Here is a 15,853-nt window from a genome sequence, read left to right as displayed (position 1 = left end):
CGTCATAACTTGCCAAGATCCCCACTGTTCCAGATCACTTGATGCCCCCCGATTCATCCCCCCATCATGGCGGCGCCGAGACGCCCGCGTCCCTCGAGCAGGGGACGCTGGCCGGCACGCTGCGGCATCTCTGGCCGTTCATCTGGCCGAGCGACCGCGCCGATCTGAAGATGCGGGTGCTATGGTCGGTGGTACTGCTGCTCGTGGCCAAGGTCGCGACGCTGGTGCTGCCCTTCACCTTCAAATGGGCCACCGACGCGCTGACCGGCGCCAACACGGCACCCGTTGCCGCCGACAATTGGGCGTTCTGGCTGGTCGCCTCGCCGATCGTCATGACGGCGAGCTACGGCGCCATGCGCGTGCTGATGGCGGTGCTGACGCAATGGCGTGACGGCATTTTCGCCCGTGTCGCCATGCATGCGGTGCGCAAGCTCGCGACCATCACCTTCGTCCATATGCACGAATTGTCGTTGCGCTTCCATCTGGAGCGCAAGACCGGCGGCCTGACCCGCGTACTCGAGCGCGGCCGCAACGCGATCGAGACCATCGTGCGGATGGTGATCCTGCAGCTGATCCCGACCATCGTCGAGGTAACGCTGCTGACCGCCGTGCTGCTGTGGCAGTTCGACTGGCGCTACGTGCTGGTGACCCTGACCATGGTCGCGGCCTATCTCTACTACACCTATATCGCGACCGAGTGGCGCATCGAAATCCGGCGCCGCATGAACGATTCCGATACCGAAGCCAACACCAAGGCGATCGATTCGCTGCTCAACTACGAGACGGTGAAGTATTTCGGCGCCGAGGCGCGCGAGGCCGAGCGCTATGACCGCTCGATGGAGCGCTACGAACGCGCCAGCGTGAAGACCTACACGTCGCTTGCGGTGCTGAACGCCGGCCAGGCGGTGATCTTCACCCTCGGTCTGACCGCGGCGATGCTGATGTGCGCTCATGGCGTGCGCGACGGGCACAACACCGTCGGCGACTTCGTCATGATCAACAGCATGATGATCCAGCTCTACCAGCCGCTGAACTTCATGGGCATGGTCTATCGCGAGATCAAGCAGGCGATCATCGACATCGAGAAGATGTTCGGCGTGCTGACGCGCGATGCCGAGGTGAAGGATTCGCCTGGCGCCATGCCGCTGGTGGTGACGTCGGGCCATGTCCGCTTCGACGACGTCCGCTTCGCCTACGAGGCGGAGCGGCCGATCCTGCAGGGACTGAGCTTCGACGTGCCGGCCGGCAAGACCGTTGCGATCGTCGGTCCCTCGGGCGCCGGCAAGTCGACCATCTCGCGGCTGCTGTTCCGGCTCTACGACGTCTCCGGCGGCCGCATCCTGATCGACGGGCAGGACATCCGCGACGTCACACAGGTGTCCCTGCGCGCCCAGATCGGCATGGTGCCGCAGGATACGGTGCTGTTCAACGACACGATCCGCTACAACATCCGCTACGGCCGTTGGGACGCCGATGATGCCGCGGTCGAGGAGGCGGCACGGCTCGCCCAGATCGACTGCCTGATCCGCATGGCGCCCAAGGGCTACGAGACCCAGGTGGGTGAGCGTGGCCTCAAACTGTCCGGCGGCGAGAAGCAGCGCGTGGCGATCGCCCGGACCATCCTCAAGGGACCGCCGATCCTGGTGCTAGACGAGGCGACCTCGGCGCTGGACAGCCATACCGAGCACGAGATTCAGGAGGCGCTGGACGGGGTGTCCCGCAACCGCACCTCGCTGGTGATCGCGCACCGGCTCTCGACCATCGTGGCGGCCGACGAGATCATCGTGCTCGACCGCGGCCGCATTGCCGAGCGGGGCACCCATGCCGACCTGTTGGCGCAGGGCGGACTCTATGCCGGCATGTGGAACCGGCAGCGCGAGGCGGAGGAGGCGCGCGAAAAGCTGGCCCAGATCGGCGATGAGGCCGCCGCGCCGAACCGCAATCCGCCCGTGGCGTCCGATCCGGTGGCCACCGCTGCCGAATGAGCCCTCCGAACCGCCTTGATCCACAGTTAAGGAATCATTTTGACCTTCGCCGCGCAGCGACCTAGTCAAGGCGGCGGTCCGCTCTGACGTCAGAGGGACACCATCTCAACGAAGCAGGCCATGTCGATCAGCAATTCCATCCGTGCCCAGATCCCGCCGATCCATCCCGAGGGCTACCCGTTCATCGGCGCCTTCGCCCTGGTCAGCCTGATCCTGTTCTGGATCTTCACGCCGCTCGGCTGGATCGGCACCTTGCTCACCGTCTGGTGCGCGCTGTTCTTCCGCGATCCGATCCGCGTCACGCCGCAGCGGGAGGGGCTCGTGGTCGCGCCGGCCGACGGGCGCATCTCCATGATCACCCGCGCCTTGCCGCCGGCCGAGCTCGGCCTCGGCGACCGGCCGTTGCTGCGGGTGTCGATCTTCATGAGCGTGTTCAACGTGCACGTGAACCGCAGCCCGGTCGCCGGCCGGATCGAGAAGATCGCCTACCGTCCGGGCGCCTTCATCAACGCCGAGCTCGACAAGGCCAGCGAGGACAATGAGCGCAACTCGCTCGCGATCTCGACTCCGCATGGCAAGATCGGCGTGGTCCAGATCGCCGGCCTCGTTGCGCGGCGGATCGTGTCGTTCGTGCGCGAGGGCCAGACCATCGGGGCAGGCGAGCGCTTCGGGCTGATCCGGTTCGGTTCGCGCCTCGACGTCTATTTCCCTGATGGCACCGAGGTTCTGGTCTCCGAGGGCCAGACCGCCATCGCCGGTGAGACCATCCTGGCCGATTTCGACGTGGCCGTGCCCGGCCTGACGTTCCGGAGCCAATGAACCCTCACGGGCTCGGAATGACTCATTAACGGGGCCTTGGGTCGCACTCCGGCACAAGGTCAAGACCAGCCACTCTGCGGTGTGATCATGAGCTTCGATCCGACCTCTTCCGAACTGCGCCGTCGCCGCTTCCGCCCGATCCCGGTGCGGTTGCTGGTGCCGAACATGATCACCTTGCTGGCGATCTGCGCAGGCCTGACCGCGATCCGGCTGTCGACTGAGGGCCGCATGGAGCTCGCGGTCGGCGCCATCGTCTTTGCCGCCTTCCTGGATGGCATTGACGGACGCATCGCGCGCTTGATCAAGGGGCAGTCGAAATTCGGTGCCGAGCTCGACAGCCTTGCCGATTTCGTCAATTTCGGCGTCGCACCGGGCCTGATCCTGTATTTCTGGCAGCTCCACGAGCTGCGCGACGGCGGCTGGATCGCCGCCATGATGTACGCCATCAGCGGCGGCCTGCGGCTGGCCCGCTTCAACGCCAGCATCGACGATCCCAACAAGCCGCCGTTCGCCGCCAACTTCTTCACCGGCGTGCCGGCGCCGGCCGGCGCGATCACGGTGCTGCTGCCGGTCTATCTGGCTTTCCTGGGCGTACCGAAGCCGCCCGCGCTGCTGACGGCGTTCTACACCTTGCTGATCGCGTTTCTGATGGTCTCCCGTCTGCCGGTGTTCTCGGGCAAGACGACGCGGATGCGGGTGTCGCCCGAGCTGGTGCTGCCGGTGTTCGCATCGGTGGTGTTCTTCGTCGCGCTGCTCGTGGTCTATCCCTGGCAGATCCTGTCGGCGGGCTCGATCCTCTACATCCTCGGCCTGCCGTTCGGCTGGCGCATGTATCGCCAGCAGGCCGCCAAGCATGCAGCGGCGCTCGGCACTGCGGCGGCCGCGTCCCAGGCGCCCGCATCGTCGGGGACGCCGTTCACTCCGACCGCACCGGCGGCCGAGCAGGAGCAGCGTCCGCCCGAACGGCTGCACTGAACGCAGGGCCGGCAGACCCGCCGGCGCTTTGCCGGCCCGTGAGGCCTCGTCTATACCGGATGGCCAGGGACGGCCTTTGAATGCCGTCCGCATCATCCGGAGAAAACGCCAGTGACAAGTCCTGCCGCCGCGCCGCTCGCCCCCTCGGTCCTCGAGGCCCTCGCGCGCTACGATACGCCGACGATCTGCAATGCGATGGAGATCGTGGCCCCCGAGCGCCGCCTGATCGGCTACACGACCAAGCCGCTGGTCTGCCCATTCCCCGATCTGCCGCCGATGGTCGGCTATGCGCGCACCGCGACCATCCGCTCCGTCGTCAAATCGAGCCTTCCGGCCGATGAACAGGCCCGGCAGCGCATCGCCTATTACGAATATGTCGGCACCGGCCATGGTCCGCGAATCGTGGTGATCCAGGACGTCGACGGCCCCGACATCGGCTACGGCGCGTTCTGGGGCGAGGTGCAGAGCAATGTGCACAAGGCGCTCGGCTGCCTCGGCGTGATCACCGACGGCTCCGTCCGCGACGTCCCGCAATGGGCTCCGGGATTCCAGGCGCTGGCCGGCTCGATCGGGCCGTCGCATGCCTGGGTGCATGCCGAGAGCTTCGGCGGTCAGGTCCGTGTTGCCGGCATGACGGTGCGCTCCGATGATCTCATCCATTCCGATCGTCACGGCGCCATCGTGATCCCGGCCGACATCGCCGCCAAGCTGCCCGAGGCGGCCGAACTCTGCGGCCGCCGGGAGACGCCGATCCTGGAGATCGCGCGTTCGGCCGATTTCTCGCTTGAGAAGCTGAAGGACGCGCTCAAGCGGTCGGCCGAGATCCACTGATACCCTCGCTGCGCGAGGCGACGAGAATGCCCTCACGTTGAAGGTGAGGGCATTTTTGCAGGCAGGGCAGGAGATGAATGGCATGGCGATACGAAGCAGCCGGATGTTCTTCCGGTATGTCTGGCGCTTCAACGCGCTGGCGATTGCAATCGCCGCGCTCGTGTTTCTCGTCATTGGTGGCTATGCGATGTTGCGCATCCTCAAGGAGGAAACGCGCGATCGCCGCGTCACGAACGTGGTGAACGTCAGCGAGCAGGACAAGATCTCCGAGGATCTCGTCCTCGGCCGCCCGTCGATCATCGACGGCACCCCCTACGTCCAGATCCTCTCTACCGGAGTCAATCGTTCGGCGGGTCCGCCTACTACGACAAGACCAGCGACACGAACGTTGTCAATTATCTGTTCCTCGATCCGTCGGTCAGCCAGCCGCGGTGGCTGTTCCCAACCGGCGGCCAGCTGATCGTGTCGAGCCAGTTCCTGTTCCGCCAGATGCGGTCCGTGCCGGAGCAGCCGCGCCAAGCAGTCGGCATCATCTACGCGGTCGTCGAAAAGGACTCCAACGGCGACGGACGATTGACGAGCAAGGACGCCGTCTCGGTCGCGGTGAGCGACGTGCAGGGCGGCGGCTTCAGAAAGCTGCTCGATGGAGTGGGGCGTTTGGATGCCGTCCAGCAGATTGCCGACGACAAGGTGATGCTGCTCTACCAGAAAGATCAGGAGACGATCGTGGAGGTCTACGGCCTCCCATCCATGGAGCGGTTGAGCCAATCCAGCATTCCGAAGATCAGGCTGAAATAGCGCGGCCGCTTTCCCGATCGAAGCTCATCCGGATGATTACGGGGGCGTCGCAGTCGCGGTTACCAAATACCCATAATGCCGTCTCTCGGGCCCAAGGTTAAGCAGATCTCGCCCGTTGAGAAGATTTTATCCATCAAGCTTTACCTGATCGCTAGCCTGTCCCGGTACGCATGTCGCTCGAGGGCGAAGCACATGCGCAGGCTGATATCCAAATCGATGCCGTTGTTCGGCTGGATCGACCAGTCCGTCGACAAGATGGTCCGGTTGGTCGGTCATTTCGGCAGCGCCGTGATCGGCCTGTCGGCGATCGCGCTGGTATGGGGGGGCATCCTCTACACGATCTCCGAGGACTATTCGCGCACCGAGCAGTCGGCGCTGAAGAACGGCGCCAACCTTGCGCGCGTCTTCGAGGAGCAGATCATCCGTTCGATCCGTGCCGCGGATCAGACGCTGCTCTATGTCCGCGATTCCTATGCCAGGGATCCGCAAAATTTCGATATGTCGCTGTGGTGGAAGAACAGCCAGTTCCTCTCCGACGTCTCGTTCCAGGTGGTGGTGATCGGCAAGGACGGCATCATGCTGTCCAGCAACATCGATCCGAAGATGCGTGGCCTCGACCTCCACGATCGCGAGCATTTCCGCGTCCACGCCGACGGCAAGGATGATTTCCTCTTCATCAGCAAGCCGATCCTCGGCCGGGTCTCCAACAAATGGTCGATCCAGCTGACCCGCCGGATCATCCTGTCCGACGGCTCGTTCGGCGGAGTCGTGGTCGTTTCGCTCGACCCTGCATACTTGTCGAGCTTCTACAACTCGGTCGATCTCGGGAAGAAGGGCAACGTCACCCTCGTCGGCCTCGACGGCATCGTGCGCGCGCGCGCCTCCGCCGGTTCGGCCGGCGTCGGATCCTCGCTCGCGAACAGCCCGGTGATGACCGCGATCCAGCAAAAGAGCAGCGGCTCCTACACCATCAGCAGTCTGATCGATGGCGTCACCCGCATCTACTCCTTCCAGCAGATCAAGGGGCAGCCGCTGGTCGTGATTGTCGGCCAGGCGGCCGATGAAGTCTTCGCCAGCTTCAAGGTCAATCGCGATCGCGCTCTCCTGATCGGGGGGCTGCTGACGGTGGTCATCGGCATTATCACCATCCTGATCGCGCGCTATCAGGCCGGTCTCGCCGCCTCACGCGATGCAGCCGAGGCCGGTACACGGGCGCGGTCAGAATTCCTGGCGATGATGAGCCACGAGATCCGCACCCCGATGAACGGCGTCATCGGACTTGCCGACCTGCTGCTGTCGGCCGATCTGGTGCCGGAGCAGCGCAAGATCGCCACGACCTTGCGGGAGTCGGCGGACTACCTGCTGCAGCTCCTCAACGACGTGCTCGATTTCTCCAAACTCGATGCCGACCGGCTGGAGATCGAGCATATCGAGTTCGACCTCCGCCGCTCCGTCACCGCGACGGCCGAGCTTCTGGCCTCGCGCGCCAAGGAGAAGGGGCTCCAGCTGACGACGTCGATCGCGCCCGAAGTTCCGAACTACGTGGTCGGCGATCCCGCCCGGCTGCGCCAGGTGCTGTTCAATCTGGTCGGCAACGCGCTCAAGTTTACCGAGGCCGGCAGCGTGCATGTCGACGTGCGGGCCGAAAACCTCGCCGAACCGGACCTCACCCTGGTGATTTCGGTCGCCGACACCGGCGTCGGAATTCCGGCAGAAGCGGTCGGCCGCCTGTTCAAGCAGTTCTCCCAGGTCGACAACTCGATCTCGCGCCGCTTCGGCGGCACGGGCCTCGGACTCGCGATCTGCAAGCGCCTCGTCACCTGCATGGGCGGGGACATCAAGGTCCAGAGCAAGGTCGGCGAAGGCAGCACGTTCACGTTTACGATCCAGGTCCAGCCGCAACCGCAGCCGGAGGTGGAGCAGGTCGGCGCGCCCGAGGCGACCATCGTGCCTACCGGCGAGGCCGCCAAGGAGGAGCGTCCGGCCAGCGTCGAGCCGCTCAATATTCTCGTCGCGGAAGACAACCTGACGAATCAGTTCGTGATCAAGAAGCTGCTGGACAAGCTCGGCCATACTTATGAGCTCGTCGAGAACGGCACCCAGGCGGTCGCCGCCGTGCAGAAGCAGGCTTACGACCTCATCCTCATGGACATGATGATGCCGGAGATGGACGGCGTGACGGCAACACGGATGATCCGCTCGCTGCCGCCGCCCAGCCAGGACATCTACATCATCGCTCTGACGGCCAACGCCACCAGCCAGGATCACCTGGTCTGCACGGAGGCCGGCATGAACGACTTCGTGACCAAGCCGGTCACGCGCGATCGACTGAACGCCGCTCTGCTCCGCGCGGCCGCTGCCACACACAAGGAAAGGCTTGTCGCATGACCGACTTGGTGCAGTTTGACGAATCCGTCTACCAGATCCTGATTTCCGAGCTCGGCGAGGAGGACGCGCTGGAAGTGCTGCGGACGTTTCTCGACGATACGTCCAGCAAGTTCGGCAAGCTCGCGAGCAAATTCGAAGATCGCCTGGAGATGAAGCGCGAGGCGCATTCGATCAAGAGCTCGTCGGCGACGTTCGGGTTCTCGGCCCTGTCGCGGCTGTCTCGCGAGCTCGAGCTGGGCTCGGCGACGATGGAGCCGGCGCAGATGCTCGAGATCGTCAACAGGATGCAGAAGTCGTTCGAGCAGGCGGTTGATTTCGCCGAGGCAAACCTGCTCAAGCCCGGCGCGGCGGCAGCCTGAGTGCGACGGCCGCATGTAAGCTGCGCGGCCGTCGGCGGTTAACCTCTCATTATGCCTACCAAATTCAGTAACGCGTCCTTAATGGCGCAGACGTAATGTCGGGCTGCGCGGCAGCATTTGTGCCGGGGGTCCGTCCAGCACGGACGCTGGTTCGGTCAAGCGGGTGGAGTTGGCTCATGGATATTATGACGGGCGCCGGGCTGGTCGCCGGCTTCATCGTGATCGCGACGATGATGTTGCTCGGCGGCGACGTCGAGATGTTCGTCAGCGAGCACGCCATGATCATCATTTTCGGCGGCTCGATCGCGGCGACCATGATCCGCTTTCCGCTCGGTGCGATGCTGCACGGCCTGCCGCTCGGCGCCAAGTTCGCCTTCACGATGAGCCGGCTTTCAGCGCGCGACCTGGTCGACGAGCTCGCCCGCATTGCCGAGATCGCCCGCAAGCAGGGGCCCGTTGGGCTTGAAAAGGTCGAGACGGACGAGCCGTTCCTCGCCAAGGGCATCCGCTACGTGGCCGACGGCTACGACCTCGAATTCATCCGCGACAATCTCGAGCGCGACCGCGACAATTTCCTGATGCACCTCGACGAGGGCAGCAAGATCTACCGCGCCATCGGCGACTGCGCCCCGGCGTTCGGCATGATCGGCACGCTGATCGGCATGGTGCAGATGTTCGCCAACATGACCGACCCCTCGAAGCTCGGCCCGTTCATGGCGACCGCGCTGCTCGCGACGCTGTACGGCGCGCTGGTCGCGAACCTGTTCTGTCTGCCGATCGCCGACAAGCTGCACGGCAAGCTGCTCGACGAGGAGACCAATCGCACGTTGATCATCGACGGCATCCTGATGATCCGCGACTCCAAGAGCCCGGCGCTGGTCCGGGAGATGCTGCTGGCCTACCTGCCTGAGAAACATCGCCATGCCGAAGGGGAGCCGGTGCCGGCCTAGGCCGTCGTCGGGGTGGGGGCGTGCACCGGAGCTAGGGGATGGCCAAGAAGAAACGGGGCGACGCGCATGGCGGCGGACACGGCTGGTTCGTGACCTTCGCCGACCTGATGGGTCTCATGATGAGCTTCTTCGTGATGCTCGTCGCGTTCTCCACCATGGACAACAACAAGCTGAAGGTGGTCGCCGGCTCGATGCGCGAAGCCTTCGGCGTGCAGAACGAGTCGCGCTATTCCGGTATCGTCGAATCCGATGGCCTGCCGACCCGCCCGAAGCTGAAGAACGCCGCCCATATTTCGCCGGAGGAGACGGCGCGCGATCCGAGCCCCGAGCAGGAGGAGCGCCAGCATACCAACGGCGCCAAGCTCAAGACCGACCGGCAGTTCGCGCTAGCCTCCGCCTCGCTGCGTCAGGCCTTGCAGGACATGCCGGAGATGACCGAGATCTCCAAGCACATCATGTTCGAGGAGACCAAGCAGGGACTGAACCTCGAGATCGTCGACCAGGACGGACGCTCGATGTTCGCCGACGGGTCGAAGGTGCCTTATGATCGCACGCGGCGCCTGATCGAGAAGCTGGCCGGCCCGCTCAAGGCGACCCCGCTTCGGGTCCAGATCACCGGGCATACCGCTGCCGGCTTCGTTCCAGCCCGCAGCGACTATGGCGGCTTCGACCTGTCGGCGGATCGCGCCAACGCCGTGCGCCAGATTCTGGAGCGGGAAGGGCTGCCGCCGGGCCATATCTTCGCGGTTTCCGGCAAGGCGGATACCCAGCCGCTGTTTCCCGACGACCCCTCGCTGGCCGCCAACCGCCGCGTGACGATCACCCTGATGCGGGAAGATCCGCCCTTGCCTCCGGACCTGAAGCCATAGTCGTACCTCGTCCCGCTGCATCACATTGCCGCACGGACGATTTGCGAACAGAATCGACGTCGCTGCCAAGCCCTTGATTTGCGGGTGACCGTCCCAACATTCGCTGCTGCAAGCCTTTCGCCGCAGAGCGACCTCCTGCGGTGCGGCACGAGACATCTGTGCACGCCAGTCTGTTCGCTGACAGGCCGGGACCCAAGGTCTGCTATGGTAGAGACTTGACCTGCGGCCGGTCTGCGTTCACACGCGCCGGGCCAAACGGGAAAATGCGTTCCAAGCGACATGACGGCCACGGCGACATCGACCGAAGGACAGGAAACCGCGACGGCCTCAGGGTTCTGGGGGCTGACGCTTGGCAGCATCGGCGTCGTGTTCGGCGACATCGGTACCTCGCCCCTCTATGCCTTCCGCGAGGCCGCCACGGGCGCTGCCCAGGGACAGCCGGTGTCGCGGATCATCGTGCTGGGCGTGCTCTCCCTGATCCTCTGGTCGCTGTTCATCGTGGTGACCGCGAAATACGTGCTGCTGCTGCTGCGGGCGGACAACAACGGCGAGGGTGGAACGCTGTCGCTGATGGCGCTCGGCCAGCGCGCGCTGGGCCGCCGCAGCATGTTTCTGATGGCGCTGGGCGTCATCGGTGCCTCGATGTTCATCGGCGATTCGATGATCACGCCGGCGATCTCGGTGCTCTCGGCGGTGGAAGGCCTCAAGCTCGCGGCGCCTGCGCTCGAGCACTACGTGGTGCCGCTTACCGTGTTCATCCTGGTCGTGCTGTTTACCGTGCAGAGCAAGGGAACGGCGCGGGTTGCGACGGCGTTCGGGCCGGTGATGGTCGCCTGGTTCGCGAGCCTTGCCGTGATGGGGATTGTCCACATCAGCGACGACCCGTCCGTGCTCGCGGCGATCAATCCCTATTATGCGGTGCAGTTCCTGCTGTCGCATGGCACCATCGGCCTGGTCACCCTGGGAGCGGTGTTTCTCGCGGTCACCGGCGGCGAGGCGCTTTACGCCGACCTCGGTCATTTCGGCCGCAAGCCGATTCAGTCGGCGTGGCTGTTCTTCGTGCTTCCGTCGCTGCTGATCAATTATTTCGGGCAGGGCGCGCTGGTGCTGTCCGACCCGGCCGCGATCGAGAACTCGTTCTACCGGATGGTACCCGAACTGCTGCTGCTGCCGCTGGTGGTGCTGGCGACGGCCGCGACCGTGATCGCGAGCCAGGCCGTGATCACCGGTGCCTATTCGCTGGTCAGCCAGGCGGTGCAGCTCGGCCTGCTGCCGCGCTTCGAGGTCCGCTATACGTCGGAAAGCCACGCCGGCCAGATCTACCTGCCGCGCGTCAACCGGCTGCTGTTGATCGGTGTCATGCTGCTGGTGCTGCTGTTCAGAACCTCCAGCAACCTCGCGTCCGCTTACGGTATCGCGGTGTCGACCACCATGGTGGCCGACGGCATCATGGGCTTCGTGGTGATCTGGAAGCTCTGGAACCTGCGTGCCGCGGTGGCGGCTGCGATCATCGTTCCCTTCGTCGTCGTCGATATGACGTTCTTCGCCGCCAACCTGCTGAAGCTGTTCGAGGGCGCCTGGGTGCCGCTGCTGTTCGGCGCTGCCATGGCGGTCACGATCTGGACCTGGCGTCGCGGCTCGTCGATCCTGATGCTCAAGACTCGCAAGATCGAGGTGCCGCTGGACGACCTGATTGCGAGCTTGGAGAAGCGGCCGCCGCACATCGTGAAGGGGACTGCGGTGTTCCTCACCAGCGATCCGACCTCTGTGCCAACGGCGCTGCTGCATAACCTCAAGCACAACAAGGTGCTGCACGAGCACAACGTCATCCTGACCATCGAGACCGCGCAGACCCCGCGCGTCGACGTCTCGGAGCGGGTGCGCATGGAGAAGATCAGCGAGAAGTTCTCCAAGGTGCGGCTGCGCTTCGGCTTCATGGAGTCGCCCAACGTGCCGCGGGCCCTCGCAGTGGCGCGAAAACTCGGCTGGCAGTTCGACATCATGTCGACGTCGTTCTTCGTCTCGCGCCGCTCGCTGAAGCCGTCGTCCCAGTCGGGGATGCCGACCTGGCAGGATCACCTGTTCATCGGCCTCAGCCGGTCGGCCAACGATGCGACCGACTATTTCCAGATCCCGACGGGGCGGGTGGTCGAAGTCGGTACTCAGGTAACGATCTGATCGGGGCCTCCACCTCCGCTAAGCTTCAGCTATGTCAAACTGCGGTTCTGGCCTGCAATATCTGCGGGTCTTTATGAAACCCCTACAGCTATAAGCCGCGCGCTCTGCCATTTTGTGCAGTGAAGCATCAACGAGGCCTCGAAGGGCTACCCCCATGACAGCTGATGTCGCAGCCACGCCCGCGGAAACGCCGGCGGCCAACGGGCATGGCGATGCCCATTCCACGGCCAGCTTCGCTGCACTGACCCTGGGGAGCATCGGCGTCGTCTATGGCGACATCGGCACCAGCCCGCTCTATGCGCTGCGTGAAGCTGTCATGGCCGCCAGCAGCAGCGGCGAGGCAGCCCCCCACGCCGTCATGGGCGTGATCTCGCTGATCCTGTGGGCCTTGATCGTCGTGGTGACCCTGAAATACGTCGTCATCCTGCTGCGCGCCGACAACCACGGCGAAGGCGGCACCTTGGCGCTGATGGCGCTGGCTCAACGCGGGGTCACCCGCGGCGCCAGCATCATCGTCCTGCTCGGCATCATCTCGGGCGCGCTGTTCTATGGCGACGCGGTGATCACGCCGGCCTTGTCCGTGCTGTCGGCCATCGAGGGCATCAAGCTGGTGACGGCCGCGTTCGACCCCTATGTCGTGCCGCTCACGATCATCATCCTGGTCATGCTGTTCGCGGTCCAGGTCCGCGGCACCGCCAAAGTGGCTGCGTTCTTCGGCCCGATCATGTTGATCTGGTTTGCGGTGATCGGGATCGCGGCGCTGCCGCCGATCCTGCGCCATCCCGAGGTGCTGTGGGCGATCAACCCGCTCAACGCCGTGACCTTCATGCTGCATCACGGCATCATCGGCTTCGTCACGCTCGGCGCGGTGTTCCTGGCGGTGACGGGGGCCGAGGCGCTGTATGCCGACCTGGGTCATTTCGGCAAGCGGCCGATCCAGACCGCCTGGCTGTTCATCGTTCTGCCGTCGCTGGCCTTGAATTATCTCGGGCAGGGCGCGCTGGTCATTGCCGATGCCAAGGCAATCGAGAACCCGTTCTTCCTGATGTTCCCGGAGTGGGCGCTGATCCCGATGGTGGCGCTGGCCACCGTGGCGACCGTGATCGCCAGCCAGGCCGTCATCACCGGTGCCTATTCGCTGACCCGGCAGGCGATCCAGCTCGGCCTGCTGCCGCGCTTCGAGATCCGCCACACCTCCGAGTCGCATTCCGGCCAGATCTACATCCCGCGCATCACCAAGCTGCTGCTGCTCTCGGTGGTGCTGCTGGTGCTGCTGTTCAAATCCTCCAGCGCGCTGGCCTCCGCCTACGGCATCTCGGTGACCGGCACCATGGTGGTGACGGCGATGATGGGCTTCGTCGTGATCTGGAAGGTCTGGCGGTGGTCGCCATTCGCCGCCGCTGCGCTGATCGCGCCGTTCCTGTTCCTCGACCTGACCTTCCTGTCGGCGAACCTCCTGAAGGTGCTCGAAGGCGGCTGGGTGCCGCTGGCGCTGGGCGGCTTCGTCATGACGCTGATGTACACGTGGCGGCGCGGCAGCCGGCTGCTGTTCGACAAGTCGCGCAAACTGGAATTCCCGCTCGCGGACCTGGTCGCGATGCTCGAGAAGCGTCCGCCGCAGCGGGTGCCCGGCACCGCCGTGTTCCTGACCTCGGATCCCCTGAGCGCGCCGACCGCGCTGATGCACAGCCTCAAGCACTACAAGGTGCTGCACGAGAAGAACGTCATCCTGACCATCGAGACCGCGCCGACCCCGCGCATCGATCCGTCGGAGCGGGTGCGCCTGGAGCAGATCAGCCCGACCTTCTCCAAGGTCACCCTGCGCTTCGGCTTCATGGAATCGCCCAACGTGCCGCGGGCACTGGCGATCGCGCGCAAGCTCGGCTGGCAGTTCGACATCATGTCGACGTCGTTCTTCCTGTCGCGCCGTGCGCTCAAGCCGGCGGCGCATTCCGGCATGCCGCGCTGGCAGGACCACCTGTTCATCAGCATGAGCCGGTCCGCCAACGACGCGACCGACTATTTCCAGATCCCGAGCGGGCGTGTGGTCGAGGTCGGCACGCAGGTCACGATCTGACCTGCGTGGACGGCTGTCGAGAGCTTGCCGAAGCGCTTGATTTTCCCCGCGTCCGGGGCGAGTTTGGCGCCGGTTCGGGGCCTTATGCGGCTCCAGTGAAGGCTTGGAGGATGGGCGTGGCTGTTGTGCACGATTTGACCCCGCAGGACGTGGCCAAAGGAATCGCCGAGGGAAAGATTCTTCTGGTTGACGTGCGCGAGCCGAACGAAGTTGCTGCGGAAGCCTATCCGGACGGCATCGTCGTTCCCCTGTCGAGCTTCGACCCTAAGCTGATCCCTGACCCCAAAGGCAAGGACGTCGTGTTTGCCTGCCGTTCCGGCAAGCGCTCCGTCACCGCCTCGATGGCCGCGCAGGCGGCGGGTCTGCCGTATGACAAGCATCTGCAAGGCGGCATGCTCGGCTGGAAGGCGGCCGGCCTGCCGATCAAGTCCGGCGGCTGACAGGGCATCATGATCTCGCAGAACAAGGTCTTCGCCGATCTGCCCGTCACGATCTTCGAGCAGATGTCGCAGCTCGCGCGCGACAACAACGCCATCAATCTGGGGCAGGGCTTTCCCGACGATCCCGGCCCCGAGGACATCCGCCGCGCCGCCGCCGACGCGGTCCTGAACGGCTACAACCAGTATCCGTCGATGATGGGCTTGCCGGAGCTGCGCCAAGCCATCGCCGCGCACTACAAGCACTGGCACAAGCTCGATCTCGATCCGATGAGCGAGGTCATGGTCACTTCCGGCGGCACCGAGGCGCTGACCTCGGCGATCCTTTCGGTGGTTGAGCCGGGCGACGAGGTGATCTGCTTCCAGCCGGTCTATGATTCCTATTTGCCGATCATCCGCCAGGCCGGCGGCATCCCGAAGCTGGTGCGGCTCGAGCCGCCGCATTGGCGGCTGTCGGAGGAGATGCTGCGGCAGGCGTTCTCGCCGAAGACCAAGGCGGTGCTGTTCAACAATCCGCTGAACCCTGCGGCCGTGGTCTATCCGCGCGAGGACCTCGAGCTGCTGGCGCGCTTCTGCCAGGAGTTCGATTCGGTCGCGATCTGCGATGAGGTCTGGGAGCACGTGGTGTTCGACGGCCGCGAGCACATCCCGCTGATCACGATCCCGGGGATGCGTGACCGCACCATCAAGGTCGGCTCCGCGGGCAAGATCTTCTCGCTCACCGGCTGGAAGATCGGCTTCGTTTGCGCCGCGCCGCAGCTGCTGCGTGTCGCCGCCAAGGTGCACCAGTTCCTCACTTTCACGACGGCGCCGAACCTGCAGATGGCCGTCGCCTATGGGCTCGGCAAGTCCGACGACTATTTCGTCGACATGCGCGCCGAGCTGGCGCGCAGCCGCGACCGGCTCACGGCCGGGCTCGAACGTCTCGGCTTTCCCGTGCTGAAGGCGCAAGGAACCTATTTCCTCACCGTGGACCTGTCGCCGCTCGGGCTCAACGAGACCGACGAGCAGTTCTGCCGGCGCATCGTCCACGACTACAAGGTCGCGGCGATCCCGGTGTCGGCCTTCTATGAGAAGGACCCCGTGACCTCGGTGGTCCGGTTCTGCTTCGCCAAGAAGGACGCGACACTGGATACGGCGCTGGAGCGCCTGTCCGACGCCATTCATCGACGCTAGGAGACGGGCTT

At 64.8% G+C, this 15,853-nt stretch carries 14 protein-coding genes; all 14 read left to right on the top strand.

The window, feature by feature from the left end:
• The first annotated feature begins 41 nt into the window (after positions 1 to 41).
• The 14 genes from ACQR1I_RS10590 (at position 42) to ACQR1I_RS10525 (ending at position 15,842) form a co-directional block, all read left to right on the top strand.
• Entirely contained in the window at positions 42 to 1,985 is a 1,944-nt protein-coding gene (locus tag ACQR1I_RS10590; protein WP_434864555.1) for an ABCB family ABC transporter ATP-binding protein/permease, read from the top strand.
• Positions 1,986 to 2,087: 102 nt separating this feature from the next.
• The gene (locus ACQR1I_RS10585) at positions 2,088 to 2,804 is read left to right on the top strand and encodes a phosphatidylserine decarboxylase (RefSeq protein WP_434865119.1); all 717 of its coding nucleotides are present in this window, start codon (positions 2,088 to 2,090) and stop codon (positions 2,802 to 2,804) included.
• 87 nt (positions 2,805 to 2,891) lie between these two features.
• Positions 2,892 to 3,779, top strand: coding sequence for a CDP-diacylglycerol--serine O-phosphatidyltransferase (gene pssA, locus ACQR1I_RS10580; protein WP_434864554.1), 888 nt, complete (start codon positions 2,892 to 2,894; stop codon positions 3,777 to 3,779).
• Positions 3,780 to 3,890: 111 nt separating this feature from the next.
• Positions 3,891 to 4,610 carry an RraA family protein gene (locus ACQR1I_RS10575; RefSeq protein ID WP_434864553.1) on the top strand — a complete coding sequence of 240 codons (720 nt, stop codon included), beginning with the start codon at positions 3,891 to 3,893 and terminating at the stop codon, positions 4,608 to 4,610.
• 82 nt (positions 4,611 to 4,692) lie between these two features.
• A complete protein-coding gene (locus tag ACQR1I_RS10570) occupies positions 4,693 to 5,070 on the top strand; it encodes a hypothetical protein (protein WP_434864552.1) in 378 nt (125 codons plus the stop codon).
• Positions 5,071 to 5,108: 38 nt separating this feature from the next.
• The gene (locus ACQR1I_RS10565) at positions 5,109 to 5,408 is read left to right on the top strand and encodes a hypothetical protein (protein ID WP_434864551.1); all 300 of its coding nucleotides are present in this window, start codon (positions 5,109 to 5,111) and stop codon (positions 5,406 to 5,408) included.
• A 192-nt stretch (positions 5,409 to 5,600) separates the two neighbouring features.
• The gene (locus ACQR1I_RS10560) at positions 5,601 to 7,796 is read left to right on the top strand and encodes an ATP-binding protein (RefSeq protein WP_434864550.1); all 2,196 of its coding nucleotides are present in this window, start codon (positions 5,601 to 5,603) and stop codon (positions 7,794 to 7,796) included.
• On the top strand, positions 7,793 to 8,155 hold the full coding sequence (locus ACQR1I_RS10555) for an Hpt domain-containing protein (protein ID WP_434864549.1): 363 nt from the start codon (positions 7,793 to 7,795) through the stop codon (positions 8,153 to 8,155). The genes ACQR1I_RS10560 and ACQR1I_RS10555 overlap by 4 nt, the downstream gene beginning before the upstream one ends.
• 176 nt (positions 8,156 to 8,331) lie before the next feature.
• Positions 8,332 to 9,105, top strand: a complete 774-nt coding sequence (locus tag ACQR1I_RS10550; RefSeq protein ID WP_434864548.1) for a motility protein A — start codon at positions 8,332 to 8,334, stop codon at positions 9,103 to 9,105.
• A 38-nt stretch (positions 9,106 to 9,143) separates the two neighbouring features.
• A complete protein-coding gene (locus ACQR1I_RS10545) occupies positions 9,144 to 9,974 on the top strand; it encodes a flagellar motor protein MotB (RefSeq protein ID WP_434864547.1) in 831 nt (276 codons plus the stop codon).
• A gap of 279 nt (positions 9,975 to 10,253) precedes the next feature.
• Positions 10,254 to 12,152: a potassium transporter Kup gene (locus ACQR1I_RS10540; protein WP_434864546.1), complete on the top strand. Its 1,899-nt coding sequence runs from the start codon at positions 10,254 to 10,256 to the stop codon at positions 12,150 to 12,152.
• 154 nt (positions 12,153 to 12,306) lie between these two features.
• Complete coding sequence (locus tag ACQR1I_RS10535) at positions 12,307 to 14,229, top strand: potassium transporter Kup (protein ID WP_434864545.1); 1,923 nt, start codon at positions 12,307 to 12,309, stop codon at positions 14,227 to 14,229.
• Positions 14,230 to 14,339: 110 nt separating this feature from the next.
• Positions 14,340 to 14,669: a rhodanese-like domain-containing protein gene (locus ACQR1I_RS10530; protein ID WP_434864544.1), complete on the top strand. Its 330-nt coding sequence runs from the start codon at positions 14,340 to 14,342 to the stop codon at positions 14,667 to 14,669.
• A gap of 9 nt (positions 14,670 to 14,678) precedes the next feature.
• Positions 14,679 to 15,842: an aminotransferase gene (locus tag ACQR1I_RS10525; RefSeq protein ID WP_434864543.1), complete on the top strand. Its 1,164-nt coding sequence runs from the start codon at positions 14,679 to 14,681 to the stop codon at positions 15,840 to 15,842.
• Positions 15,843 to 15,853 lie beyond the last annotated feature (11 nt).

Source organism: Bradyrhizobium sp. HKCCYLS2038, assembly GCF_051167655.1.
Classification (GTDB): Bacteria; Pseudomonadota; Alphaproteobacteria; order Rhizobiales; family Xanthobacteraceae; genus Bradyrhizobium.
The sequence above is the reverse complement of the archived record's forward strand: the minus strand, read 5'-3'. Positions and strand labels throughout refer to the sequence as shown.